The 25163-nt window shown below is 71.7% G+C and carries 22 protein-coding genes, 2 pseudogenes and 1 riboswitch; of the genes and pseudogenes, 18 read left to right on the top strand and 6 right to left on the bottom strand.

The features are described 5' to 3' along the window. Nucleotides 1-49: 49 nt before the first annotated feature. Both argG and ACFWBB_RS34700 read right to left on the bottom strand, forming a co-directional pair. A complete protein-coding gene (gene argG / locus ACFWBB_RS34705) occupies nt 50-1504 on the bottom strand; it encodes an argininosuccinate synthase (protein WP_385280711.1) in 1455 nt (484 codons plus the stop codon). A 27-nt stretch (nt 1505-1531) separates the two neighbouring features. Continuing rightward, nucleotides 1532-3703 carry an MMPL family transporter gene (locus ACFWBB_RS34700; protein WP_385280708.1) on the bottom strand — a complete coding sequence of 724 codons (2172 nt, stop codon included), beginning with the start codon at nt 3701-3703 and terminating at the stop codon, nt 1532-1534. A gap of 134 nt (nt 3704-3837) precedes the next feature. Between ACFWBB_RS34700 and rpe the strand changes: the two genes are divergently transcribed. From rpe to ACFWBB_RS34645, 11 genes and pseudogenes are all read left to right on the top strand, one after another. Next, nucleotides 3838-4524, top strand: coding sequence for a ribulose-phosphate 3-epimerase (gene rpe, locus ACFWBB_RS34695; protein ID WP_385280705.1), 687 nt, complete (start codon nt 3838-3840; stop codon nt 4522-4524). A gap of 90 nt (nt 4525-4614) precedes the next feature. Beyond that, nucleotides 4615-5658, top strand: coding sequence for a sugar-binding domain-containing protein (locus ACFWBB_RS34690; protein WP_327181983.1), 1044 nt, complete (start codon nt 4615-4617; stop codon nt 5656-5658). A 173-nt stretch (nt 5659-5831) separates the two neighbouring features. Next, complete coding sequence (locus ACFWBB_RS34685) at nt 5832-6137, top strand: barstar family protein (protein WP_385280702.1); 306 nt, start codon at nt 5832-5834, stop codon at nt 6135-6137. 122 nt (nt 6138-6259) lie between these two features. Next, a complete protein-coding gene (locus ACFWBB_RS34680) occupies nt 6260-7708 on the top strand; it encodes a GuaB1 family IMP dehydrogenase-related protein (RefSeq protein ID WP_385280699.1) in 1449 nt (482 codons plus the stop codon). Nucleotides 7709-8015: 307 nt separating this feature from the next. After that, nucleotides 8016-9491 (top strand): amino acid permease, encoded by a 1476-nt coding sequence (locus ACFWBB_RS34675; RefSeq protein ID WP_385280696.1) that lies wholly within the window; start codon nt 8016-8018, stop codon nt 9489-9491. Nucleotides 9492-9501: 10 nt separating this feature from the next. After that, nucleotides 9502-9954, top strand: a complete 453-nt coding sequence (locus ACFWBB_RS34670; RefSeq protein WP_385280693.1) for an Lrp/AsnC family transcriptional regulator — start codon at nt 9502-9504, stop codon at nt 9952-9954. Nucleotides 9955-9966: 12 nt separating this feature from the next. Continuing rightward, nucleotides 9967-10098 (top strand): annotated as a pseudogene (locus ACFWBB_RS34665) (haloacid dehalogenase-like hydrolase); the annotation flags it as partial. A 43-nt stretch (nt 10099-10141) separates the two neighbouring features. Beyond that, complete coding sequence (locus ACFWBB_RS34660) at nt 10142-10273, top strand: hypothetical protein (RefSeq protein ID WP_385280690.1); 132 nt, start codon at nt 10142-10144, stop codon at nt 10271-10273. A gap of 64 nt (nt 10274-10337) precedes the next feature. Beyond that, nucleotides 10338-11648: an MFS transporter gene (locus tag ACFWBB_RS34655; RefSeq protein WP_385280716.1), complete on the top strand. Its 1311-nt coding sequence runs from the start codon at nt 10338-10340 to the stop codon at nt 11646-11648. A 158-nt stretch (nt 11649-11806) separates the two neighbouring features. After that, entirely contained in the window at nt 11807-12595 is a 789-nt protein-coding gene (locus tag ACFWBB_RS34650) for a carbon-nitrogen hydrolase family protein (protein WP_385280687.1), read from the top strand. Between the two features lie 78 nt (nt 12596-12673). Then, the gene (locus tag ACFWBB_RS34645) at nt 12674-14389 is read left to right on the top strand and encodes a flavin monoamine oxidase family protein (protein WP_385280684.1); all 1716 of its coding nucleotides are present in this window, start codon (nt 12674-12676) and stop codon (nt 14387-14389) included. 64 nt (nt 14390-14453) lie between these two features. Here ACFWBB_RS34645 and ACFWBB_RS34640 read toward each other — a convergent pair whose 3' ends face one another. Continuing rightward, nucleotides 14454-15194 (bottom strand): DUF5995 family protein, encoded by a 741-nt coding sequence (locus tag ACFWBB_RS34640; RefSeq protein WP_385280681.1) that lies wholly within the window; start codon nt 15192-15194, stop codon nt 14454-14456. Nucleotides 15195-15508: 314 nt separating this feature from the next. Between ACFWBB_RS34640 and ACFWBB_RS34635 the strand changes: the two are divergent. Next, nucleotides 15509-16043, top strand: a pseudogene (locus ACFWBB_RS34635) (glycoside hydrolase family 6 protein); the annotation flags it as partial. 34 nt (nt 16044-16077) lie between these two features. Here the strand turns inward: ACFWBB_RS34635 and ACFWBB_RS34630 are convergent. Continuing rightward, complete coding sequence (locus tag ACFWBB_RS34630) at nt 16078-17457, bottom strand: uracil-xanthine permease family protein (protein WP_385280679.1); 1380 nt, start codon at nt 17455-17457, stop codon at nt 16078-16080. 128 nt (nt 17458-17585) lie between these two features. Here ACFWBB_RS34630 and ACFWBB_RS34625 point away from each other — a divergent pair, with 128 nt between their 5' ends. Further along, nucleotides 17586-18044, top strand: coding sequence for an acyl-CoA thioesterase (locus ACFWBB_RS34625; protein ID WP_385280676.1), 459 nt, complete (start codon nt 17586-17588; stop codon nt 18042-18044). On the opposite strand, the gene ACFWBB_RS34620 is transcribed toward ACFWBB_RS34625, so the two are convergent. Then, entirely contained in the window at nt 18004-19224 is a 1221-nt protein-coding gene (locus ACFWBB_RS34620; RefSeq protein WP_385280673.1) for an MFS transporter, read from the bottom strand. The two genes, ACFWBB_RS34625 and ACFWBB_RS34620, sit on opposite strands and share 41 nt — an antisense overlap. Before the next feature lie 136 nt (nt 19225-19360). On the opposite strand from ACFWBB_RS34620, the gene ACFWBB_RS34615 reads away from it, so the two are divergent. Next, the gene (locus tag ACFWBB_RS34615) at nt 19361-20620 is read left to right on the top strand and encodes an ROK family transcriptional regulator (protein WP_385280670.1); all 1260 of its coding nucleotides are present in this window, start codon (nt 19361-19363) and stop codon (nt 20618-20620) included. On the opposite strand, the gene ACFWBB_RS34610 is transcribed toward ACFWBB_RS34615, so the two are convergent. Then, on the bottom strand, nt 20617-21363 hold the full coding sequence (locus ACFWBB_RS34610; protein WP_385280667.1) for an SDR family oxidoreductase: 747 nt from the start codon (nt 21361-21363) through the stop codon (nt 20617-20619). The two genes, ACFWBB_RS34615 and ACFWBB_RS34610, sit on opposite strands and share 4 nt — an antisense overlap. A gap of 439 nt (nt 21364-21802) precedes the next feature. Beyond that, nucleotides 21803-21933: riboswitch (FMN riboswitch) on the top strand. Between the two features lie 146 nt (nt 21934-22079). Between ACFWBB_RS34610 and ACFWBB_RS34605 the strand changes: the two genes are divergently transcribed. The 4 genes from ACFWBB_RS34605 to ribH are packed head-to-tail and all read left to right on the top strand — an operon-like array spanning nt 22080 to nt 25132. After that, nucleotides 22080-22685: a riboflavin synthase gene (locus ACFWBB_RS34605; RefSeq protein WP_385280664.1), complete on the top strand. Its 606-nt coding sequence runs from the start codon at nt 22080-22082 to the stop codon at nt 22683-22685. Then, complete coding sequence (gene pnuC / locus ACFWBB_RS34600; protein ID WP_385280661.1) at nt 22682-23323, top strand: nicotinamide riboside transporter PnuC; 642 nt, start codon at nt 22682-22684, stop codon at nt 23321-23323. The genes ACFWBB_RS34605 and pnuC overlap by 4 nt, the downstream gene beginning before the upstream one ends. Then, nucleotides 23320-24609 carry a bifunctional 3,4-dihydroxy-2-butanone-4-phosphate synthase/GTP cyclohydrolase II gene (locus tag ACFWBB_RS34595; protein WP_385280657.1) on the top strand — a complete coding sequence of 430 codons (1290 nt, stop codon included), beginning with the start codon at nt 23320-23322 and terminating at the stop codon, nt 24607-24609. The genes pnuC and ACFWBB_RS34595 overlap by 4 nt, the downstream gene beginning before the upstream one ends. Before the next feature lie 37 nt (nt 24610-24646). Beyond that, nucleotides 24647-25132: a 6,7-dimethyl-8-ribityllumazine synthase gene (gene ribH, locus ACFWBB_RS34590; RefSeq protein ID WP_020128903.1), complete on the top strand. Its 486-nt coding sequence runs from the start codon at nt 24647-24649 to the stop codon at nt 25130-25132. The last annotated feature ends 31 nt before the right edge of the window (nt 25133-25163 follow it).

Raw genomic sequence — 25163 nt, 5'->3', positions numbered from 1 at the left:
CAGGCCATGGCGTGGGGCCGGCCTTCTTCATCGTGGGATGCGCCGGGGGTCAGTCCGTGCCGAACTCCATCGCGGCCCGGTCCAGCAGCTGGTCGTCGTCGGAGACCTCGCCACGGGAGGCGATGGCCTCGGCCCCGCCCTGCGGCAGCTCCGTCATGGTGCCGATGAGACCGGTCGCTGCCGCCTGGGCGGCGCCGATCGAGGGGCTCCCGCTGCCGATCAGACCGAGCGTGGCGTACTGCTCCAGCTTGGCGCGCGAGTCGGCGATGTCGAGGTTGCGCATGGTGAGCTGGCCGATCCGGTCCACCGGACCGAACGCGGAGTCCTCGGTGCGCTCCATGGACAGCTTGTCCGGGTGGTAGCTGAAGGCCGGTCCTGTGGTGTTCAGGATCGAGTAGTCCTCACCGCGCCGCAGCCGCAGCGTCACCTCACCGGTGACGGCCGCGCCCACCCAGCGCTGGAGCGACTCCCGGATCATCAGTGCCTGCGGGTCCAGCCAGCGCCCCTCGTACATGAGGCGGCCCAGCCGCCGGCCCTCGTTGTGGTACTGGGCGACGGTGTCCTCGTTGTGGATCGCGTTGACCAGGCGCTCGTAGGCCGCGTGCAGCAGGGCCATGCCGGGCGCCTCGTAGATGCCGCGGCTCTTGGCCTCGATGATGCGGTTCTCGATCTGGTCCGACATGCCCAGGCCGTGGCGGCCGCCGATGGCGTTGGCCTCCATCACCAGATCGACGGGGGAGGCGAACTCCTTGCCGTCGATCGTCACCGGGCGGCCCTGGTCGAAGCCGATCGTCACGTCCTCGGTGGCGATCTCGACCGACGGGTCCCAGAACCGCACGCCCATGATGGGCTCAACCGTCTCGACGCCGGTGTCCAGGTGCTCCAGGGTCTTGGCCTCGTGGGTGGCGCCCCAGATGTTGGCGTCGGTGGAGTACGCCTTCTCCGTGCTGTCCCGGTAGGGCAGTTCGTGGGCGACGAGCCACTCCGACATTTCCTTGCGGCCGCCGAGCTCGGTCACGAAGTCGGCGTCGAGCCAGGGCTTGTAGATCCGCAGGTGCGGGTTGGCCAGCAGGCCGTACCGGTAGAACCGCTCGATGTCGTTGCCCTTGAAGGTCGAGCCGTCGCCCCAGATCTGGACGTTGTCCTCGAGCATCGCCCGGACCAGGAGGGTGCCGGTGACGGCACGGCCGAGGGGCGTGGTGTTGAAGTAGGCACGCCCGCCCGAGCGGATGTGGAACGCCCCGCAGGTGAGCGCGGCCAGGCCCTCCTCGACCAGCGCGGCGCGGCAGTCGACCAGGCGCGCGATCTCGGCGCCGTAGGTCTTCGCGCGGCCGGGCACCGAGGCGATGTCGGGCTCGTCGTACTGGCCGATGTCGGCGGTGTAGGTGCACGGGACGGCACCCTTGTCGCGCATCCACGCGACCGCGACCGAGGTGTCGAGCCCGCCGGAGAAGGCGATGCCGACGCGCTCGCCGGCGGGAAGGGAGGTGAGGACCTTGGACATAGGAAGATTATGCATGAACTCGCATGGTCATGCAAAGGGCTTTCGGGTCCCCCTGCCCTCGGACGGTTGTGGGGGGTCCTTCGGCGGGCTCGCGAAGTCCCCCCGGGCCGGCCGGTGCGGCCACCAGATCTTCGGTCCGATGTCCAGGAACAGCGAGGTGACGAGCACCGACCGCACGATGAAGGTGTCCAGGAGAACGCCCAGAGCCACCGCGAAGCCGATCTCGGCGAAGGCGACCATGGGCAGGGTGGCGAGGGCCGCGAAGGTGCCGGCCAGGACCAGGCCCGCCGAGGTGATCACCGCACCGGTCGCCGCCAGGCCGGTCAACACCCCCTTCCGGGTGCCCTGGTGGGCGGCCTCCTCGCGGATGCGGGTGGTCAGGAAGATGTTGTAGTCGATGCCGAGGGCCACCAGGAAGACGAAGACGAACAGCGGGAAGTCCGTCGACTCGCCCGCGTAGTCGAAGAGGTGGCGGAACGCCAGCGCGCTGAGGCCCAGGGCCGCCGTGAAGGACAGGATCACGGTTCCGACCAGCAGCAGCGGGGCGATCAGGGCGCGCAGCAGTGCGCAGAGGATGAGCAGGACCACGCCCAGGACCAGCGGGATGATCAGCCGGTTGTCGTGGGTGGTCGCCTTGTCCATGTCGAGCAGCGCGGCCGTGCCGCCGCCCACCTGCGCGTCGGCGTCGGGCACCTCGTGCACCGCGTCCCGGACCCGCTCCACGGTCTGCTTCGCGGCCTCGCTGTCGGCCGGGGCGGTCATGGTGGCCTCGAACAGGACCTTGCCCTCGTGGACGGGTTTCGTGCCGGGTGGCAGACCGAGAGACGTCGGCACGACGCCCTCCGTCCTCGCGACCGCGAGCTTCACCTGCCGGGCCCGGGCCGTGTCGCCGATGACGACCAGCGGGTCGCCGCTGCCCGCCGGGAAGTACTTCTCCGACACCTCCTGGCCCGAGATCGAGTCCGGTTTTCCGGTGAAGGCGTCCGCGTTGGAGATGCCCTCGGCTCGCAGCTGGATCAGGCCGAGCGAGCAGACCGCCAGGACCAGCGCCGTCACGGCCCAGACCAGGCGGGGGCGGCGGGCGATGTCGCGGCCCGTGCGGGCCCAGACACCGCGCTCGGACGGGTCGGAGGAGCCGAAGTGCGGGATCGCCGGCCAGAAGATCCAGCGACCGCAGATCACCAGCAGGGCGGGGAAGAGGGTCGTCATCGCGAGCAGCGCCACCGCCACGCCGATGGCCGCGACCGGGCCCAGGCCACGGGTGGAGTTCATCTCGGCGGCCAGCAGCATCAGCATGCTCAGGACGACCGTGGCACCGGAGGCCAGTACCGCGGGGCCGGCGCGGTGCAGCGCCAGGGCCATCGCCTCGTGCCGGTCCTCGTGGCGGCGCAGTTCCTCCCGGTACCGGGCCACCAGCAGCAGGGCGTAGTCCGTGCCCGCGCCGAACACGAGGACGGTGAGGATGCCGGCGCTCTGGCCGTTCACCGTCAGGCCCGCGTGCTGGGCCAGGAAGTAGATCAGGGCCTGCGCGGTGAACAGGGCGGCGACCACGGCGAGCACCGGGACGACGAGCAGGGTGGGACTGCGGTAGGTGATCAGGAGCATGACGACGACCACCCCCATCGCCGCCAGCAGCAGGGTCGAGTCGATGCCTTCGAAGGCCTTGGAGAAGTCCGCGGAGGTGCCGCCGGGTCCGGTGATGTGCACGGCGAGACCGGCGGCACCGGCACCCGCACCGTCGCCGACGACGTCACGGATCGAGTCGACGGCCGGCGCGATGCGCTCCCAGCCCTTCTCGTCCATGGTGATCGGCACGTAGATCTGGGCGGCTCGGGGGCCGGCCGGGCGGTCGTAGACCGGGCCGCGGGTCTCGGCGCCGCGGATGCCGTGGTCGGTGAGCTGCCTGAGCTGCGCCGCGTCCTCGGTGATCCGCGCCCGGTCCCGGGCCGTCAGACCCCCGTCACGGGCGTAGACGACGACGGCGGGGATCTGCTCGGGCCTGAAGTCCTGTGACATCTCCAGGACCTGGGTGGACTCCGCCGAACCCGGCAGCCAGGAGGCCGCGTCGTTGTCCTGGGCGTCGGTGAGCTTCGAGGCGAAGGGCGCCGTCAGAAACAGCAGCACCAGCCACAGCGCCAGCACCACCCATTTCGCGCGCCGCCCGCAGACAAGCCGGGCGACCCCACGGTTTCCCTTCATGCCGACTCCCGCAGCAGTGCCTCGGGGACGCGGGGAACTGCGCGCCCAGCCACACACAGCCCGCGGACGACAGCGGACCGCAACCACCGCAGACCGATGCGCCCAACCCCCGGAGGGCATGGCAGGCTTGGGTCATGGCCGTGCAGATCAACCCCAGCATCCTGTCCGCCGACTTCTCCCGCCTCGCGGACGAGGCGAAGGCGGTCGCCGGAGCCGACTGGCTCCACGTAGACGTCATGGACAACCATTTTGTCCCGAACCTCACGCTCGGTGTGCCGATCGTAGAGTCACTGGCCCGTGCGACGGACACTCCGCTGGACTGCCATCTGATGATCGAGGCCCCCGATCGCTGGGCCCCGCAGTACGTCGAGGCGGGTGCCTCGTCCGTCACCTTCCACGTCGAGGCCGCCGCCGCTCCCGTACGGCTCGCCCGCGAGATCCGGGCGAAGGGCGCCCGTGCCTCCATGGCGCTGAGGCCCGCCACGCCCATCGAGCCGTACGAGGACCTGCTGCCCGAGCTCGACATGCTGCTGATCATGACGGTCGAGCCCGGCTTCGGGGGCCAGGCCTTCCTCGACATCATGCTCCCCAAGATCCGCCGTACCCGCGAGTTGATCAGCAAGCACGGTCTCGACCTGTGGCTCCAGATCGACGGCGGCGTCTCGGCCTCGACGATCGAGCGATGCGCGGAGGCGGGCGCGGACGTGTTCGTGGCAGGCTCGGCCGTGTACGGGGCGGACGACCCGGCGGAGGCGGTCCGTGGCCTGCGCGCTCAGGCGGAGGCGGCGACCGCCGGAGCCACCTGGGGTTGTGAACACTGAACCAACCACTTACCGACAGGAATGTGAACGGCTCCCATCAGAGCTGATCAACTGCGCCGGATCTGCGAGGATGAGCGGCGTATCCAGAGTGTGAACAGCAGTGAGGAGAACGCCGTGTCGGGTATGTCGGCGGGCCGGTCAGCCATGCGGATGGGACCCGCTGAGCTGGTGCAGGCGGCGGCCATGGCCCGCCGCTTCTACCTCGAGGGCAAATCCAAGATCCAGATCGCGGAGGAGTTCGGCGTCAGCCGCTTCAAAGTGGCCCGGGTCCTGGAGACCGCCCTCGAACGGGATCTCGTACGGATCGAGATCCGCGTGCCGGCCGAACTGGACGCGGAGCGCTCCGACGCGCTCCGTGCCCGTTACGGCCTGAGGCACGCCGTCGTGGTCGAGTCCCCGGCCGAGGCGGAGGAGACCACGGACCCCGAGAACCTGGGGGAAGTGGCCGCCGACCTGCTCGGCGAACTGGTCGACGAGGGGGACGTACTGGGGCTGGCCTGGGGCCGGTCCACCATTCACATGGCGGCGGCGCTGGACCGGCTGCCGCCGTGCACGGTCGTGCAGCTGACGGGTGTGTACGACGCCGGGACCGCGGAGCGCGGCTCGGTCGAGGCGGTCCGCCGCGCAGCCCAGGTGTCCGGCGGCGACGCGCACCCCATCTACGCGCCGATGCTGCTGCCGGACGCGGCCACCGCGGCCGCGCTGCGCCACCAGACCGGGATCGCCCGGGCCTTCGAGTACTTCGACAAGGTCACGGTCGCCTGTGTCTCCATCGGCTCCTGGGAGCCGGGCATCTCGACGGTGCACGACATGCTCAGCGACGAGGAGCGGGCGCACTACGCCTCGCTCGGGGTCGCCGCCGAGATGTCCGCGCACCTCTTCGACGCCGAGGGCCGCCGGGTCGGGCGGGACCTGGGAGAGCGGTGCATCACGGTCAAGACCGACCAGCTGCGCCGGGTTCCCGAGGTCGTCGCGATAGCGGGCGGTCAGCGCAAGGCGGCCGCGATCGACGCGGTGCTGCGGTCCGGGCTCGTCACCAGCCTGGTGACGGACACCTCCGCCGCCGACTACCTCATGACGGCGGGGCCGACACCCAAGCCCGCCCTCGGCCGGGCGGACCCGGACGGGATCTGACCGGTCGTGCGACCGGTGATCGACCGGTCCTGACAGCAGGTCGTGGGGGGACGGCCGTGACAGCATCGCTCGCGTGCTGCCGCGGTTCGTCCCCCGCGGGCTTCTGTGCCTGAGATCCAGGATTCACTACACACCGATGATCACTACAACACGTTACGGGTGGCGATGCCGAGATGACGCAGTTCGTGGTCGTACTGGATCTGGACGGCGTGACCGACAAGTCCGCTCTGATGGACCGCTGCGCCGACGCCCTCGGCCTGCCCGACTACTTCGGACGCAACTGGGACGCCCTCGCCGACAGCCTCACCGACCTCCCCGCCCCGCCCGGGGACGGCGGGCTCCAGATCGTCGTACGGAACTGGCGGCCGTACGCCCTCGCACGGCCGCAGGAGTGGGAGATCGCGCAGGACGTGTTCGCGCAGGCGGTCGGCCAGGTGCCGGCGCTGTCCGTGCTGCTCGCCCTCGGAGGATCCTCCTAGGACCCCCGTGAGCTGCTTGGACGTTCTGTCCGGGCATCGCATCACGGCCTTCGTGGGAGAATGAAGTACGTGCTTCTCCCCTTGGCTGACCGGTCCGGGGGTCACCTCTGATCGACTGGGATGTGCAGCACGTGCGTTTCCTCAACGACATCCAGCCCGCGTACGACCTCACCTACGACGACGTCTTCATGGTGCCGAGCCGCAGCGCGGTCGGGTCGCGTCAGGCCGTGGACCTCGGCGCCCGGGACGGCACGGGAACCACGATCCCGCTGGTCGTCGCCAACATGACCGCCGTCGCCGGTCGCCGGATGGCCGAGACCATGGCCCGGCGCGGTGGGCTGGTGGTGATTCCGCAGGACATTCCGATCGGCGTCGTCACCGATGTCATCAGCTGGGTCAAGAGCCGCCACCTGGTGCTGGACACCCCGATCGTGCTCGCCCCGCACCAGACCGTCGCCGACGCCCTCGCCCTGCTGCCCAAGCGCGCGCACAACGCGGGTGTCGTCGTCGACGAGGAGTTCCGCCCGGTCGGTGTCGTCACCGACGCGGACCTCAGCGGGGTCGACCGCTTCACGCAGCTCGAGGTCGTGATGTCCCGGGACCTGCTGCTCCTGGACGCCGACATCGACCCGCGCGAGGCCTTCAACACCCTCGACACGGCCAACCGGCGCTACGCCCCGGCGGTCGACCGCGAGGGCAAGCTCGCCGGCATCCTCACCCGCAAGGGCGCCCTGCGCGCCACCCTGTACACGCCGGCCGTCGACGCTCGGGGCAAGCTGCGCGTGGCCGCGGCCGTCGGGATCAACGGCGATGTCGCGGGCAAGGCCAAGCAGCTGCTCGACGCGGGCGTGGACACGCTCGTCATCGACACCGCGCACGGCCACCAGGAGTCGATGATCAGCGCGATCCGGACCGTGCGCGCGCTCGACCCGCAGGTGCCGATCGTGGCCGGCAACATCGTCTCGGCCGAGGGCGTCAAGGACCTGATCGACGCGGGCGCCGACATCATCAAGGTCGGTGTCGGCCCGGGCGCCATGTGCACCACCCGCATGATGACGGGTGTGGGCCGGCCGCAGTTCTCGGCGGTTCTGGAGTGCGCGGCCGAGGCGAAGAAGTACGGCAGGCACGTGTGGGCCGACGGCGGGGTCCGGCACCCGCGTGACGTCGCCATGGCGCTGGCCGCCGGCGCGTCCAACGTGATGATCGGGTCCTGGTTCGCGGGTACCTACGAGTCTCCGGGCGACCTCCAGCAGGACGCGGGCGGCCGTCTGTACAAGGAGTCGTTCGGCATGGCGTCCGCGCGCGCCGTCGCCAACCGCACGTCCGACGAGTCGGCGTACGACCGGGCCCGCAAGGCGCTGTTCGAGGAGGGCATCTCCACCTCCCGGATGTTCCTCGACCCGGCCCGCCCGGGCGTCGAGGACCTGATCGACTCGGTCGTCGCGGGCGTCCGGTCCTCCTGCACGTACGCGGGCGCGGGCTCGGTCGAGGAGTTCGCGGAGAAGGCGGTCGTCGGGATCCAGAGCGCGGCCGGATACGCGGAGGGCAAGCCGCTGCACGCCAGCTGGTAGCTCCGCGGTCCGCTCCGCGGGATGGACCGTGTTTCGGCTGCGGGGCCGTTTGTGGCTGGTCGCGCAGTTCCCCGCGCCCCTTTCGGGGCGCGTTCAGCCCACCTGCAATGAATGTGCACCTTGGTGCGATAGACGCAACGATCTTGCGCGTGTGCGCAAGGTTGCAGCATTACAGGCGCGACGGCCCTGCTCATAGGGTCGTGCGCTGTACATAGCGTGGCGGGGACCCCGCTCGGTGGGTTCCTGCACGCGCAGGGGTGCCGCCGGTCCCCGTCACGCCGAGAGGCAGCGACGAAGGAGTCAGCGCGTGCTCGATCAAGGCGCACCCCCGCAACAGCGCAGTCGGACCGGCCCCACGTCCCCGGGGCCCGTCGCGCGCCTCATGCGGCGCAAGCCCGTGGAAGACCTGGTCGCCGAGGGCGGCCAGGGCGAGGGAGGCTCCCTCAGGCGCTCCCTCGGCCTGTGGCAGCTCACGATGATCAGCATCGGGGCGACGCTCGGCACCGGCATCTTCGTCGTCCTCGGCGAGGCGGTGCCCAAGGCCGGCCCCGCCGTGACCCTCTCCTTCGTGATCGCCGGACTCACGGCGCTCTTCTCGGCGCTGTCGTACGCCGAACTGGCGGGCACCATCCCGGTCGCCGGCTCCTCGTACTCGTATGCGTACGCGACGATGGGCGAACTGATCGCCTGGATCTGCGGCTGGTGTCTGGTCCTGGAGTACGGCGTGTCGGTCGCCGCCGTGGCCGTCGGCTGGGGCGAGTACCTCAACGAGCTGCTCGACGGGACGATCGGCGTGACCATCCCGGACGCGCTGTCGGCGCCGCCCGGTGACGGGGGCGTGTTCAACCTGCCCGCCCTCGTCGTCGTCCTGCTCGCCATGGCCTTCCTGCTCGGCGGCGCCCGTGAGTCGGCGCGCGCCAACACCGTCATGGTGGCCGTGAAGATCGCCGCGCTGGTGCTGTTCTGCGCCATCGGCGTCCAGGGCTTCCGCTCCGGCAACTACGCGCACTTCATGCCGCTCGGCATGGCGGGCGTCAGCGCGGCCGGAGCGACGCTGTTCTTCTCGTACATCGGCTTCGACGCGGCCTCCACCGCCGGTGAGGAGGCGAAGAACGCGCAGCGCGACCTGCCCCGCGCGATCATGCTGTCGCTCGTCATCGTGACGGCGCTGTACGTCCTCGTCGCGGCCGTCGCCGTGGGCGCCAAGCCGTGGCAGCGGTTCGGTGACTCCGAGGCCGCGCTCGCGCAGATCATGCGCGACGTGACCGGCCAGTCCTTCTGGGGCACGCTGCTCGCCCTCTGCGCGGTCATCGCCATCGCGAGCGTCGTGCTGACCGTCCTCTACGGCCAGACCCGCATCCTCTTCGCGATGTCCCGGGACGGGCTGGTGCCCAAGGTGTTCTCCCGCGTCCACCCGAAGACCGGCACGCCCCGCGTGAACACGGTGATCGTGTCGCTGTTCTGCGGTGTGCTGGCCGCCGCGATCCCGTTGGGCCAGCTGGCGGACGCCACCAGCATCGGCACGCTGTTCGCGTTCGGTCTGGTCAACATCGCGGTCGTGGTACTGCGCCGGACCCGTCCGGAGATGCCCCGGACCTTCCGGGTGCCGCTCTCCCCGCTGCTGCCGGCCCTGGGCCTCGGCCTCTGCGTCTGGATGATGGGCAGCCTTTCGGCCGTCACCTGGGTGGTCTTCGGAGTCTGGATGGCGGTCGGGCTCGTGTTCTACTTCCTTTACGGCCATCGCCGCTCCCGACTCGCAGCGCCCGCACCATCTGAGAAGTGATCGACCCACTGTGCTGAACGAACTCGACGAACGCATCGTGCACGCCCTCGCCGAGGACGCCCGCCGCTCCTACGCGGACATCGGGCAACTGGTCGGCCTGTCCGCGCCCGCCGTGAAACGGCGCGTGGACCGGCTGCGGGCCACCGGAGCCATCACCGGCTTCACCGTTCGGGTCGACCCGGCGGCCCTCGGCTGGGAGACCGAGGGGTTCGTCGAGATCTACTGCCGGCGCAACACCTCGCCGGAGACCATCCAGCGGGGTCTGGAGCGCTACCAGGAGGTCGTGGCCGCGTCCACCGTCACCGGGGACGCGGACGCCGTCGCGCAGGTCTTCGCCGCCGACATGCGCCACTTCGAGCGTGTGCTGGAGCGCATCGCGGGGGAGCCGTTCGTGGAACGGACCCGTTCCGTGCTGGTGCTGTCGCCGCTGCTGCGCCGCTTCTCCGCAGGCTCCCCGACCTGAGCGGACCCGAGGCGGCCCGGGGCGCTCGCCCTGCTCGACGCCCTGGCCCGGGAGGGTGTGCCGACCGCGCTGGTGACCGCGTCGCCCCGGGTGGTCGCCGACCTCGTGCTCGACGCGCTCGGCGCGAGCCGGTTCGCCGTCACCGCCGTTCCACCGGGGCCTCAGGGTGCTCGACTCGCGGACACACGTGACCGCCAGCCCCCGGCCGCGGGCGGACGGCGAGGACGACGACCGGCCCTCCGACCACGCCGCGGTGATCACCACCTTCACGCTCACCGGTTCCGCGGTCACCGGGAAATCGGTGGGCGGCGGGGCGTGAGCTGTCTACCATCGGTGTCATGACCTGGCGACATTGATCCACCACCGGCTCCGACGTCCGTCGACTGACCGCCACGCTGTACGCGTACGCGTTCCTCGACGAGTTCGTGCTGCTCTACCCGGTGTACGCGCTGCTGTTCGCGGACAGTGGCCTGTCCGTCGGGCAGATCTCCTCCCTGTTCGTCGTGTGGTCGCTGACCGGCGTCCTGCTCGAGGTCCCTTCGGGTGCCTGGGCGGACGCCGTGTCCCGACGGCTGCTGCTGTGGGCCGGCCCGCTGCTGGGCGCGGCCGGTTTCGCGCTGTGGGTGCTCTTCCCGTCGTACTGGGCCTTCGCGGCGGGCTTCGTCCTGTGGGGTGCGCGCGGCGCGCTGGGCTCCGGCGCGCTGGAGGCACTGGTCTACGAGGAGCTGGACCGGGCCGGCGCCGCGGACCGGTACGCCCGGGTCACGGGCCGCGCGCACGCCGTGGGGCAGCTGGCCGTGATGGCGGCGATGGGCCTGGCCGGGCCGGTCTTCGCGGCCGGCGGATACCCGGCCGTCGGCGCGGCCAGCGTGCTGGCGTGTCTGCTCTGCGCCGCGACGGCGACCCGCCTCCCGGAGCACCGCACCCCTGCCGTGGCCGTGAGCGACGAGGCCGGCGGCGGTGACGGCGAGCGCCACTACGGCGAGGGTTACGGGGACGGCGACGGCGAGGGTTACGGCGACGGCGAAGGCCGCGGCGACGGCGCGGGTGACGGCGGCCGGCCCCGGGTGTTGCGCGCCGGGCTCACCCGGCTCACCCGGCTCACCGGACTCTCCGGCCTGCGCCGGGACCGTTCCCTCCTCGGCGCTCTGCTGCTCGTACCCGCCGTCACGGCGGTGTGGGGTGCGCTCGACGAGTACACCTCGCTGTTGGTCAGGGACACCGGGGTGCCGGACACCGCCGTCCCCTACCTGCTCATGCTGATCTGGGCGGGGGTCACGGCAGGCAGCCTGCTGTCCGGTGCCGCCGAGCGTCTGGGCCGCGTGGGCCTCGCCGTGCTCCTCGCGGGCGCCTCGCTCACCCTGGCGGCCGGCGCGCTGACGGGGGCGCCGGCCGGCATCGGACTCGTCGCCCTCGCCTTCGGCGGCTTCCAGTCGGCGACCGTCCTGGCCGACGTCCGGCTCCAGCAGCGCATCGAGGGCACCGCCCGGGCCACCCTCACCTCCGTCGCCGGACTGGGCACCGAGCTGGTGACCATCGCGGTGTACGGCGCGTACGGCGTCCTCGGGGCGCGGTTTCCGCACGGCACCGTGTTCGCCCTGTGCGCGGTGCCGTACCTGATCACGGCGGTGGCGGTGGCCCGGGGGAGCAGCGGGGCGAGGGCCTCGGTGACGGCCCGGGGGAGAAGGGAGTGAGGGCGCGCAACGAATCGCCGCCGCACCGGCCACCTACGCAACGATCCGCTCACCGGCGCGCAACGGCTCCTTCTTGTCCGGCCCGCGCGGCCGCCCGTACCGTCTACATGGCCCCTAAATCCGGCCCCCGCACCCCCTCGTACCGGTGAGGATCACGCATGCGCACCGCCCTGCTCCAGAGCTCCGGCCGCCCCGGCTCCGTCGTCGAGAACCTCAAGGTCCTCGACGAGGCCGCGGACCGGGCCGCCGCCGCGGGCGCCGGGCTGCTCGCCGCGCCGGAGATGTTCCTCACCGGATACGCGATCGGCGACGACATCGCCCGCCTCGCCGAGCCCGCCGACGGCGACTCCGCGGACGCGATCGCCGAGATCGCCGGCCGCCACGGGCTCGCGATCGCGTACGGCTATCCGGAGCGCGACGGCGGGACTGTCCACAACTCCGCCCAGCTGATCTCCGCCGACGGCACCCGGCTCGCGAACTACCGCAAGACCCACCTCTTCGGCTGCTTCGAGCGTGACCACTTCCGGGCGGGCGGGCAGCCGGTCGTCCAGGCGCAGCTGAACGGCCTCACCGTCGGCCTCATGATCTGCTACGACGTGGAGTTCCCGGAGAACGTCCGCGCCCACGCCCTCGCCGGCACCGATCTGCTCGTCGTGCCGACCGCGCAGATGCACCCCTTCCAGTTCGTCGCCGAGTCGGTGATCCCGGTCCGCGCCTTCGAGAACCAGCTGTACGTGGCGTACGTCAACCGGGTCGGCCGGGAGGGGGAGTTCGAGTTCGTCGGCCTCTCGACGCTGGCCGGTCCCGACGGGATCGCCCGCACCCGCGCCGGACGCGGTGAGGAGCTGGTGTTCGCCGACGCCGACCCGGTCGCCCTCGCGGCCTCCCGCGAGGCGAACCCGTATCTGAAGGACCGCCGCCCCGGTCTGTACGGATCCCTGGTCTGAACCCGGCCCGCACCCGCTCCGCACCTGTCACCCCCTGAGCTTCTCCCCGAGTCACCACGCGCAAGGAGTCCGTACCTCATGACGTCCACCGTGCCCAACGCCGTCGAGCACGCAGACGAGCAGCAGCTGCCGCCGATCACCATGTTCGGCCCGGACTTCCCCTACGCGTACGACGACTTCCTCGCCCACCCGGCGGGCCTCGGCCAGATACCGGCCACCGAGCACGGCACCGAGGTGGCCGTCATCGGGGGCGGACTGTCCGGCATCGTGGCCGCCTACGAGCTGATGAAGATGGGTCTCAAGCCGGTCGTCTACGAGGCCGACCGGATCGGCGGACGGCTGCGCACCGTCGGTTTCGACGGCTGCGACCCCTCCCTGACGGCCGAGATGGGCGCGATGCGCTTCCCGCCGTCCTCCACGGCGCTCCAGCACTACATCGACCTGACGGGGCTGGAGACCCGGCCCTTCCCCAACCCCCTCGCGGAGACGACCCCTTCGACGGTCGTCGACCTCAAGGGCGAGTCGCACTACGCGGAGAGGGCCGAGGATCTGCCGCAGGTCTACCGCGATGTCGCCGCCGCCTGGAACAAGTGCCTCGAAGAGGGCGCCGACTTCTCCGACATGAACCAGGCCATGCGCGAGCGCGACGTGCCGCGCATCCGCGAGATCTGGGCGAAGCTCGTCGAGAAGCTCGACAACCAGACCTTCTACGGCTTCCTCTGCGACTCCGAGGCCTTCCGGTCCTTCCGGCACCGGGAGATCTTCGGCCAGGTCGGCTTCGGCACCGGCGGCTGGGACACCGATTTCCCGAACTCCATCCTGGAGATCCTCCGGGTCGTCTACACCGAGGCCGACGACCACCACCGCGGCATCGTCGGCGGCTCCCAGCAGCTGCCGCTGCGCCTCTGGGAGCGCGAGCCCGAGAAGATCGTCCACTGGGCGTACGGCACCTCGCTGGCGAGCCTGCACGAGGGCGGCGAGCCCCGCCCGGCGGTGACCCGGCTGCACCGCACCGCCGGGAACGGGATCACCGTGACGGACGCGAACGGCGACATCCGCACCTACCGGGCGGCGATCTTCACCGCCCAGTCCTGGATGCTGCTCTCCAAGATCGCCTGTGACGACTCGCTCTTCCCGATCGACCACTGGACGGCGATCGAGCGCACGCACTACATGGAGTCCAGCAAGCTGTTCGTGCCCGTGGACCGGCCCTTCTGGCTGGACAAGGCCGTCGACGACAAGGGGAATCCCACCGGACGGGACGTCATGTCGATGACGCTCACCGACCGTATGACGCGCGGCACCTACCTCCTTGACGACGGCCCGGACAGGCCGGCGGTCATCTGCCTGTCGTACACCTGGTGCGACGACAGCCTGAAGTGGCTGCCGCTGTCCGCGAACGAGCGGATGGAGGTCATGCTGAAGTCGCTCGGCGAGATCTACCCGAACGTCGACATCAGGAAGCACATCATCGGCAACCCGGTGACGGTCTCCTGGGAGAACGAGCCCTACTTCATGGGCGCGTTCAAGGCCAACCTGCCGGGCCACTACCGCTACCAGCGGCGGCTGTTCACCCACTTCATGCAGGACCGGCTGCCCGAGGACAAGCGGGGCGTCTTCCTGGCCGGTGACGACATCTCCTGGACCGCGGGCTGGGCCGAGGGAGCCGTCCAGACCGCGCTGAACGCGGTCTGGGGCGTCATGCACCACTTCGGCGGCGCGACCGACGCGACCAACCCCGGCCCGGGCGACGTGTACGACGAGATCGCGCCGGTGGAACTCCCGGAGGACTGAGGTCTCTCGGGGGCGGGTCTCACCGGGGCGCGGTTCACCGAGGCGGGACTGACAGTGCGAGGGCTCACGGCACGAGGCCGGGCAGTGGCGTGAGCATCATGCGGCCGGCGAAGCCGACGGCCGTGTCGAGGCGTTCGGTGAACTCCTCGGCGACGTCGGGGAGCCGACGCAGCGCCCACAGGGCCCGGGCCGCCGTCCAGGTGGCGTCCCGGGCGCGCTCCAGGCTCCAGGAGCCGAGCAGGTGGGTGAGGGGATCGGCGATCTGCAACAGGTCGGGGCCCGGCATCAGCTCTTCGCGGACGCGCTCCTCCAGCGTGCCGAGCAGCTCGCCCACGCGCTCGAACTCGTCCTCCAGCTCGGCCGGTTCGCAGTCCAGGCTACGACAGGCGTCCACCACGGCGAGCGCGAGGTCGTGCCCGATGTGCGCGTTGATGCCCGCGAGCGCGAACTGCAGCGGACGTACGCCGGGATGGCGGCGGAACTGGAGCAGCGGACGCCAGCAGGCCGGTGGGCGCCGGTATGCGGGCACCGGGTCCACCGCGTCCAGGTAGCGCTCGGCGAACCGTACGTCCAGCGTGGTCGCGGCCCCCACGTCCGGGAACCGGCCCGTGTCGATGCGCCGGTCGACCTCTTCGGTGACCGCGAGGTAGACACGGTTGAAGACCGCGACCCCGTCCCGGGGAGGCAGGGCCGCGTCGAGGGCGCGCATCCGGGCGAGCACGTCGTCGACACTCGGGCGGTCCGTGTCGGCACCTGCGTCGACGCCTGTGTCGACGGGTGCGGTGAACTGTTCCAATTGCGGCATGGGGGCAGGGTGGCAGTCCTGGGCCGGCCCGCGTGCCGGCGGGACCGGAGCTTCCCCGGAACGGGGGAACGAACCCGTCGCGCGGGAGAGGGAACAGCGCGGTGGCAGCGTTACGTGAGCGACGGCCCGGCCGGCGGAGCGTCATGGTCGCAGTCGCCTCGGTGGTGGTGGCCCTGGGCGCCGCGGCCGGGACGCTGACCGCACTCGGCGATAGGGAGGACGGTGACAGGAGTGCGCGGTACCGACCGGGCCCGCCCGGAGGTGAGCGCGACGCTCCGGACCTCCTCGTCCGCGCCCTCGCCGTCCCCGTCCGCGGCTCCGGCGAGGTGGTGGTCGTCCTGGAGCCCGACTCGACAGCCCAGACCGACAGCCCAGACCGACTGCCTGGACGGGGCCGGACGGGTCGGCCGGCTCGCCGCGCCGGCCCGGGCGGGACGGGTGCTGAAGACGGCCGACCCGAGGGCGCGGGTACTACGACGCCGGACACTCCGCCTGGAACGCCCCGGCCGAGCAGGCGGCGCTGCCGCGCCGGCGCAGCCTCGGCCGCCTCCTCCGACGGCATCTTCAGCAACGTCTCCAACTTCCACCGCACGGCCGACGAGGCCGCCTACGACCGCCGGGTCCTGGACGCCCTCGGCGGCCCGCCGGACCTGGGCGCAGTCATCGACACCAGCCGCAAACGGCAACGGCGCGCCCGCCGGCGGCGAGTGGTGCGACCCGGACGGCCGGAGCATCGGCCTGGCCCCCACCTTCCGGACCGGTGAGGCCCGGATCGACGCCTGTCTGTGGGTGAAGCTGCCGGGGGAGTCGGACGGCTGCGAGGGGGCGGCCGGGAGTCGGACGGCTGCGAGGGGGCGGTGGGCGAGTTCAGCCCGTCGTACGCCTACGAGCCGGCCTCGTCGTAGCTGCTGGTGCCCTCGTCCAGCAGGGGTCGCCCCGCCTTGAGGTGGGCGGGCGCGAACGCGCGCAGCGCGTGATAGCCCGTGATGACGACGACCGTGCCGAGCGCGATGCCGCTCAGCGAGAAGGTGTCGGTGAACTCCAGCGTGACGTTGCCGACGCCGATGATGACGCCCGCCGCGGCCGGCACCAGGTTCAGCGGGTTGCGCAGGTCGACCCCGGCGTTGATCCAGATCTGCGCGCCGAGCAGGCCGATCATGCCGTACAGGATGACGGTGATGCCGCCGAGTACTCCGCCGGGGATCGCGGCGACGACCGCGCCGAACTTCGGGCACAGGCCGAAGAGGAGGGCGAACCCGGCGGCGGCCCAGTACGCGGCCGTCGAGTAGACGCGGGTCGCGGCCATCACGCCGATGTTCTCGGAGTAGGTGGTGTTGGGCGGGCCGCCCACCGCCGTGGACAGCATGGAGCCGACGCCGTCGGCGGAGATCGCCGTGCCGAGCCGGTCGTCCAGGTTGTCGCCGGTCATCTCGCCGACCGCCTTGACGTGCCCGGCGTTCTCCGCGACCAGCGCGATGACGACGGGGAGCGCCACGAGGATCGCCGACCACTCGAAGGAGGGGCCGTGGAACGCCGGCAGCCCGATCCAGTCGGCGTGACCGACGCCGGAGAGGTCGAGCCGCCAGTGGTCGGTGACCTTGCCGCTCGCGTCGGCGGAGTGGATCCGGCCGAAGATCCGGTCGAACAGCCACGAGATGCCGTACCCGAAGAGCAGGCCGAGGAAGATCGCGATGCGGGACCAGAATCCGCGCAGGCAGACCACCGCCAAACCGGTGAACGCCATGACCAGCAGGGCCGTCCACTGGTCCTGCGGCCAGTAGGTGGTGGCGGTGACCGGGGCGAGGTTGAAGCCGATGAGCATCACGACCGCGCCCGTCACGATCGGCGGCATCGCGGCGTGGATGATCCGCGCCCCGAACCGCCGCACGGCGAGTCCGACGAGGAACAGCGCGACCCCGACGACGAACACGCCGCCGGTGACCGTGGCGCTCGTGCCGCCCTGCGCCCGGATGACCGCGGCCACGCCCACGAAGGACAGTGAGCACCCGAGGTAGCTGGGCACCCGGCCGCGGGTCGCGAGCAGGAAGATCACGGTGGCGACGCCGGACATCATGATGGCGAGGTTGGGGTCCAGGCCCATGAGGACGGGTGCGACGAACGAGGCCCCGAACATCGCCACCACGTGCTGGGCGCCGAGCCCCAGGGTGCGGGGCCAGGAGAGCCGCTCGTCGGGACGGACCACCGCGCCGGGCGCCGGGGTGCGTCCGTCGCCGTGCAGTTTCCAGCGGACGCCAAGATCCATGGTGCGGGTTCGCTTTCCTGGGGTGCGGATGTCCGGACCATTCTCACGTGGAAGCGGAGGGTGAGCGACCGCTTAGTCACCGCTTACGATAGGGGTAGTTTCCTCATACATGCACAGGAGTCCCCGCCGTGACCGCCGAAGCCCCGCTCGCCCCCGCTCTGTCGTACGGCCGGCTCGTCCCCGTCACCGTCCACTTCGACGACCTGGACGCGCTCGGCATGCTGCACAACGCCCGCTACCCCCTGCTCGTGGAGCGGGCCTGGACCGAGGTGTGGCAGCGCAACGGTGTCCGCTTCGAGGGCGACTGGGCGAGCGCCGGGGACGCCTGCAACGTCGTCAAGGAGCTGCTGATCGGCTATGAGGCTCCGGTCACCCGCACCGGCACCTACGCCGTCCACCTCTGGCTGGACCGGCTCGGCACCACGGGGCTGACGTACGGCTTCCGGTTCTGTTCGGCGGACGGTGGCACGACGTACGCGCGGGGCACCCGCGTCCTGGTGCGGCTCGACGCGGCCACCCTGCGCCCCACGCCGTGGAGCGACGCCTTCAGGGCCGCGGGCCGGGCACTGCTGCGGCCGGCGGAGTGACCTTCGCGCCGGTGCGCTCGCCGCTGCGCAGCACACCCGCGAACAGCACGAGCCCGCACGCCAGCACCGTCACCACACCGAACGACACCACCAGGCTGGTCGCCTGCGCCACCCCGCCGATCAGGCTCGGGGCGATCAGACCGGAGGTGTAGGTGATCGTCGCGACGCCCGCGATGGCCTGGCTGGGGTTCGGTCCGCTGTGTCCCGCCGCCGCGAAGCACAGCGGTACGACGACCGCGATGCCGAGCCCCATCAGCCCGAACCCGCCCATCGCCACCGCCGGGTGACCCGCGAAGACGATCAGCAGCCCGCCCAGCGCGGCGAGGACCCCGCCCGCCCGGACGGTACGCACCGCGCCGAACCGGTTCACCACCGCGTCGCCCACGATCCGGGCCACCGCCATCGTGAACATGAAGCCGGTCGTGCAGGCCGCCGCCGCCCCGGCCGACGAGGCCAGCTCGTCGCGCAGATAGACGGCCGACCAGTCCAGGCTGGCGCCCTCCGCGAACACCGCGCAGAACCCGACCGCGCCGATCAGCAGCGCCGAGCGGGGCGGCAGCGTGAACCGCGGGGGCGGCTCCTCGTCCTCGGCCGGCCGCAGGTCCAGCACCCATCGGCAGGCCAGCAGGCCGAGCAGGGTGAGGACGGCCGACGCCAGCAGGTGGTGCACGCGCGCGTCCGCACCCAGATGCGCGGCGAGTGTGCCGCCCGCCGAGCCGATCAGGGCGCCCGCGCTCCACATGCCGTGCAGCCCCGACATGATCGATCTGTCGAGCAGCCGCTCCACCTCGACGCCCAGGGCGTTCATCGCCACATCGGCCATGCCCGCGGCCGCGCCGTAGGTGAACATCGCCAGGCACAGCGTCAGCAGGTTCGGCGCGAGGGCGGGCAGCGTCAGCGACAGCGTCCACAGCGCGAGCAGTGCGCGCAAGGCCGCGCGGCTGCCGAAGCGATGGGTGAATGAGCCGGCCAGCGGCATCGCGCAGGCCGCGCCGAACGCCGTGAAGGCGAGCGCGAACCCGAGCTGTCCGGTGGACACGTCGGCGTGGTCCTGGATCCACGGCACCCGGGTGGCGAACGAACCGGTGACCGCGCCGTGCACGGCGAACACGGCCGCCACGGCGTACCGGGCGCGCCGGACCTCCGAGGGTGCGTGGATCACTTCGCCCACTCCGCTCATTCTCCCGTCCCTTCCGGATCCGCGCCGCGCCGTCGCGATGCCGTCGTAAACTATCAGGGACCCTGCCTGATAAATAGAGGGCCGACGGTCGGCAGCCATCGATCGGGTCCCCCTCGGCCGTGGGAGGATTCCCGCCATGCCCGCATCCCCGAGCACCGCCCGGGCCATCAACGACCGGCTCGCCCTGCGGCTGCTGCAACACGAAGGCCCGCTGACGGCTGGGCAGTTGAAGCAGCTCACCGGCCTCTCCCGCCCCACGGTCGCCGACCTCGTCGAACGCCTCACCGCCTCCGGTCTGATCGAGGTCGTCGGAGAGGCGGGCGAGCAGCGGCGCGGACCGAACGCCAGGCTCTACGGCATCGTCGCCGACCGCGCCCACCTGGCCGCGCTGGACGTGCGCACGGAAGGGGTGGCGGTGCTCGTCTCCGACCTGGTCGGCCGGGTGCTCGCCGAGGCGGCCGTGCCGATCGGCGACGACACGGGCACCGGGACGGCCGTGGAGCAGGCGGTCTCCCTGGTCGAGCGGGCGGTCAAGGAGGCCGAGGCCGTGGGAGCGCCCCCGCCCGCGAGTGACCGGGCATGGGGAAGGCTGCACACCCTCGGGATCGGCGCACCCGGGCTGATCGACCCCGCGAGCGGCGAACTGCGCGACTCCAGCGGTCTGCCCGAGTGGCACCGCCGACTGGTGGCCGCGCTGCAGGAACGCTTCCCGGACGCCCACGCGCACGTGGAGAACGAGACCAACCTCGCCGCCCTGGCCGAACAGCGCGAGGGCGCCGCCCGGGACCGCGACACCTTCGTCCTGCTGTGGCTGGGCCATGGCACCGGCGCGGCCGTCGTCCTGGACGGCGCCCTGCGCCGCGGCGCCTCCGGCGGCACCGGCGAGATCGGCTTCCTGCCGGTACCCGGTACGAACGGCCTGCCCTCGGCGACCGACTGCGAGGGCGGCTTCCACTCGCTGGCCGGCTCGGCGGCGATCGCCGCACTGGCGGGGGAGTACGGGCTGACGGCGGTCGCGCGCTCCGACGAGCCGGTGGCGGCGGCGCTGGTGCGAGCGGCGGTGGCCTCGGCGGGCCACCCGGACACCGGTGCCGCCGCCCGTGCTGCCGCCGGTTTCCTCGACGCCCTCGCCGACCGTCTCGCCCTCGGCGCCGCCTCCGTCGTCGCCGTCCTGGATCCCGGCTGTGTGGTGCTCGGCGGGGAGGTCGGGCGGGCCGGCGGGGAGGTGCTCGCGAGCCGGGTGGCCCAGCGGCTCCGGCGCATGGCACCGCTGCCCACGGAAGTGCGCCCCAGCGTCCTGGGCGGCGGCGCCGTCCTGCGCGGCGCACTGCTGACGGCCCGCGACACCGCGCAGGAGGAGTTGTTCGGGACGGCACGCGGGGCCGCGACGCCCTAACGGCGGCGGACGCGCGTCGCCAGGTAGTCCTCGAACGTGCCCTTGCCCACCGCCCGCTCCGGCGCCAGGTGCCCTCCCGCACGGAAACCCCGGTAGGCGGCGCCCCACAGCGGCACGTTCAACACCGCGCACCGCCTGCCGCTCGCCTTCAGGAAGGCGCGGGCCAGCGACTCGATCGTGCGGACCTCGGGTCCGGCCATGTCGTCGACCCGGCCGGCCGGCGCGCCCGCCGCCAGCTCCGCGAGCCGGTCCGCGACCTCGGCGACCTCCACCGGCTGGTCGCTCGCCCCGGCCGGCAGCACCATCACCGGCACCTTGGCCAGCGCCTGGAACACCTGGACCAGCAGGTCGTGGAACTGGGTCGCGCGCAGCACCGTCCAGCCGAGACCCGACTCCTGCACCAGTGTCTCCACGGCGAGCTTGGCCTTGTAGTAGCCGAACGGCACCCGGTCGACCCCGACGATCGAGATGTAGAGCAGATGTCCCACGCCGGCCTCGCGCGCCGCGGCGATCAGGTTCGCGGCGGCCTGCTCGTCGCCTCCGCGCGGTGTGCTCGCGCAGTGCACGATCGTGTCCACGCCCGCGACGGCCGCGTCCAGCCCGGCGCCGCCCTCGCGCAGGTCGACGGCGTACGGCTGGGTGTGCCGGCTCAGTACGCGCACCTCGTGGCCGTCCGCCCGCAGCCGTTCGGTGACGAGCCGGCCGAGAGTTCCCGTACCGCCGGTCACGAGGATGGTGGTCATGCTGGTCAGCCCCTTCGGACATCGTGCGGTCCCGTCCGGACCGCCCTGTGCCACTCAAGCTTGTCCGGGCCGGACGCGCCCCACACGTCCCGCGCTCGCCCCACACGTCCCGCGGCTCGCGATGCGGGACCCCGGTCTCGGTACCCGTGGTCGGCCGGTACCGGTATCCGCGAGCGGCCCGAGCGGACACCCGTACCGGCCGGAGCGAGGAGACCCGGCGGCGGGCAAGGGCCGTCGTCACCGCCGCCGGGCCGCACTCCGTCGACCCTAGAAAGGACTAGACCAGCACGTCAATAGGTATGGATCAATCCCGGACCGAGTCGGAAGCGGTACCGAACCGGGCCGGGCGCAACCCGAATTGACGGCCTGTGAGCCACCCCACATCCTTCACCTGTATGGACGCGTACCCGGCGTGGCACACTGGCCCTGTAAACCAAAGCAGCGCACTCCGGGGTCGGTGAAAGTCCGAACCGGCGGTTATAGTCCGCGACCCGGTCGCTTCCAGCGGCCGGTTGACCAGGTGGAATTCCTGGACCGACGGTTAAAGTCCGGATGGGAGGCAGTGCGCGGCGGGCGGGCATTCGTGCGCGCCGCCGTATAGCTACTCGTCCGCGGACGGGTCTGTCCGGCGTCGCCCCCGGTGCCGTTGCCCGTACCTGCTGTCGTCATCGACAGGCCCCGGAGTCCGTGCCCGAAGAGGCAGGAGGACCCGGGAAGTGTTCACCGGAATCGTCGAAGAGCTGGGTGAGGTCACCGCCGTCGAGAATCTCGGCGACGCCGCCCGCTTCCGGCTGCGCGGCCCCGTCGTGACCGACGGCGCGAAGCACGGCGACTCCATCGCCGTGAACGGGGTCTGTCTCACCGTCGTGGAGCACGAGGGCGACGAGTTCACCGCCGACGTCATGGCGGAGACCCTGAACCGCTCCAGCCTCGGAGCGCTCGGCATCGGCTCCCGCGTCAACCTCGAACGCCCCACCGCCGTCGGCGCGCGCCTCGGCGGGCACATCGTGCAGGGCCATGTCGACGGCACCGGAGCCGTGTTGGAGCGCAGGCCCTCCGAGAACTGGGAGATCATCAAGATCTCCCTCCCCGCCGACCTCGCCCGGTACGTCGTGGAGAAGGGCTCCATCACCGTCGACGGCATCAGCCTGACGGTCGTGGAAGCGGGCTCCGGCCACTTCACCGTCAGCCTCATCCCCACCACCCTCGCCCTGACCACACTCGGCCTCAAGCAGCCCGGCGACCCGGTCAACCTTGAGGTGGACATCGTCGCCAAGTACGTCGAGCGCCTGCTCGCCTCCACGCGGGGGGCCGCGCAGTGAACTCGCTGAACTCCGAGGCCTTCACCCTCCTCGACCAGCACATCCTCTGGTCGGACATGATCGGCAACATCCTGGGCCTGATCACCCTCGCCCTCGGCTGGCGGCGCTCCCTGTGGACCTGGCCGGTGCAGTTCCTCTCCGGACTCGTCCTCTTCGGGGCGTTCTACGGACATCTGACCGGCAGCGCGGGCAAGCAGGTCGTCGTCATGGTCGTCGCCCTGTACGGCTGGTGGCAGTGGAACCGCAGCAGGGGACGGTCCGCCGACGGCCAGATCACCCCCCGCTTCGCGACCTGGACCGAGCGCGCGGCCATGGTCGGCGCCGCCGCCCTCGGCACGGTCGCCGTGGCCCTGTTCTTCAAGGCCTACCCGTCCCTGTCCTGGGACCCCTGGCCGGACGCCTACATCTTCGTCGGCACGATCGTCGCCATGTACGCCCAGGCGCGCGGCATGGTCGAGTTCTGGATCGCCTGGCTCCTCGTCGACGTCGTCGGCGTCCCCCTGAACTTCGCCAACGGCTACGCCTTCTCCGGTTTCGTCTACGTCATCTACGGCGCGCTCGTCCTGTGGGGCATGCGCGACTGGTGGCTGCGCTCCCGCAAGGCCTCGCAACCCGCTCTGGAAGGAGCGCCGGCATGAGTACCGCACCGATCCTCTACAGCACGGACGGCATCGAGGACTTCGCGCTGGACCCCGTCGAGCAGGCCATCGCCGACATCGCCGCCGGCCGCCCCGTCGTGGTCGTCGACGACGAGGACCGTGAGAACGAGGGCGACCTCGTCATCGCCGCGGAGAAGGCCACTCCCGAGATCGTCGCCTTCATGATGAGCGAGTGCCGCGGTCTGATCTGCGCGCCCATGGAGAGCGACGAACTGGAGCGGCTGCGGCTCCCGCAGATGGTCGAGGACAACACCGAGTCGATGAAGACCGCCTTCACCGTCTCCGTCGACGCCTCCGCCGCCCACGGCGTGACCACCGGCATCTCCGCCGCCGACCGCGCCACCACGCTTCGTCTCCTGGCGAGCGGCGCCACCGAGGCCACGGACTTCGTCCGCCCCGGTCACATCTTCCCGCTGCGCGCCAGGAGCGGCGGCGTGCTGACCCGCAACGGCCACACCGAGGCGGCCGTCGACCTCGCCCGACTCGCGGGGCTGCGCCCGGCCGGCGCGATCGTCGAGATCGCCGGCGAGGACGGCCGGATGCTCCGCCTGCCCGAACTGATCCCGTTCGCCCGCAAGCACGGCCTGACCATCATCTCCATCGAGGACCTGATCGCCTACCGGCGCGGCGCCGAGCCCACCGTCCGCCGCGAGGCGCAGACCCGGCTGCCCACCGTCCACGGCACCTTCACCGCGTACGGCTACCGCTCCACCGTCGACGGGGTCGAGCACGTCGCCCTCGTCCACGGCGAGATCGGGGACGGCGAGGACGTCCTCGTCCGGGTGCACTCCGAGTGCCTCACCGGCGACATCTTCGCCTCCCAGCGCTGCGACTGCGGCCCCCAGCTGGACGCCTCCCTGGAGCGCATCCAGAGCGAGGGCCGGGGCGTGGTGGTCTATCTGCGCGGGCACGAGGGCCGCGGCATCGGTCTGCTGTCCAAGCTGCGGGCCTACGAGCTCCAGGAGCAGGGGCACGACACCCTCGACGCCAACCTGGAGCTGGGCCTGCCCGCCGACGCCCGTGACTACGCGGCCGGCGCGCAGATCCTCGAGGACCTCGGCGTCCGCAGCGTGCGCCTGATGACCAACAACCCCGAGAAGACCGACGCGCTGGTCCGGCACGGCATCTTGGTCACCCGCCGCGAGCCGATGCCCGTCCAGGCGGGCGAGCACAACATCCGCTACCTGCGCACCAAGCGGGACCGGATGGGACACGACCTGCCCTGGCTGGACGCGGCCCCCGTGTCCCCCTGCGGCAACCAGTAACGCAAGTCGGCAAGGCACGAGAGGCAAGAGGAGAGACGTGAGCGGCAAGGGCGCACCGGAACTGTCCGTACGCAATGTGGGTGACCTGCGGGTCGCCGTCATCGCGGCACAGTGGCACGAGAAGGTGATGGACGGACTGGTCGACGGCGCGCTGCGCGCCCTGCACGACCTCGGCATCGACGAGCCGACCCTGCTGAGGGTCCCCGGCAGCTGGGAGCTTCCGGTCGTCGCCAAGGTGCTGGCCGGGCGGGGCTACGACGCGATCGTCGCCCTCGGCGTCGTCATCCGCGGCGGCACCCCGCACTTCGAGTACGTGTGCCAGGGCGTCACCCAGGGCCTCACCCAGGTCTCCGTCGAGACCGGCGTGCCCGTCGGCATGGGCGTCCTCACCTGTGACACCGAGGAGCAGGCCCTGGACCGGGCCGGCCTCGAGGGCTCCAACGAGGACAAGGGGCACGAGGCGGTGACGGCGGCGGTGGCGACCGCGGCCACCCTCCGCTCAGTATCCGAACCCTGGCGGTAGGCGGGCCCGCACAACGGCTAGGGTGGGATCA

Origin of the sequence: Streptomyces sp. NPDC060000, assembly GCF_042737375.1 — a bacterium.
Taxonomy (GTDB): domain Bacteria; phylum Actinomycetota; class Actinomycetes; order Streptomycetales; family Streptomycetaceae; genus Streptomyces.
The sequence above is the reverse complement of the archived record's forward strand: the minus strand, read 5'-3'. Positions and strand labels throughout refer to the sequence as shown.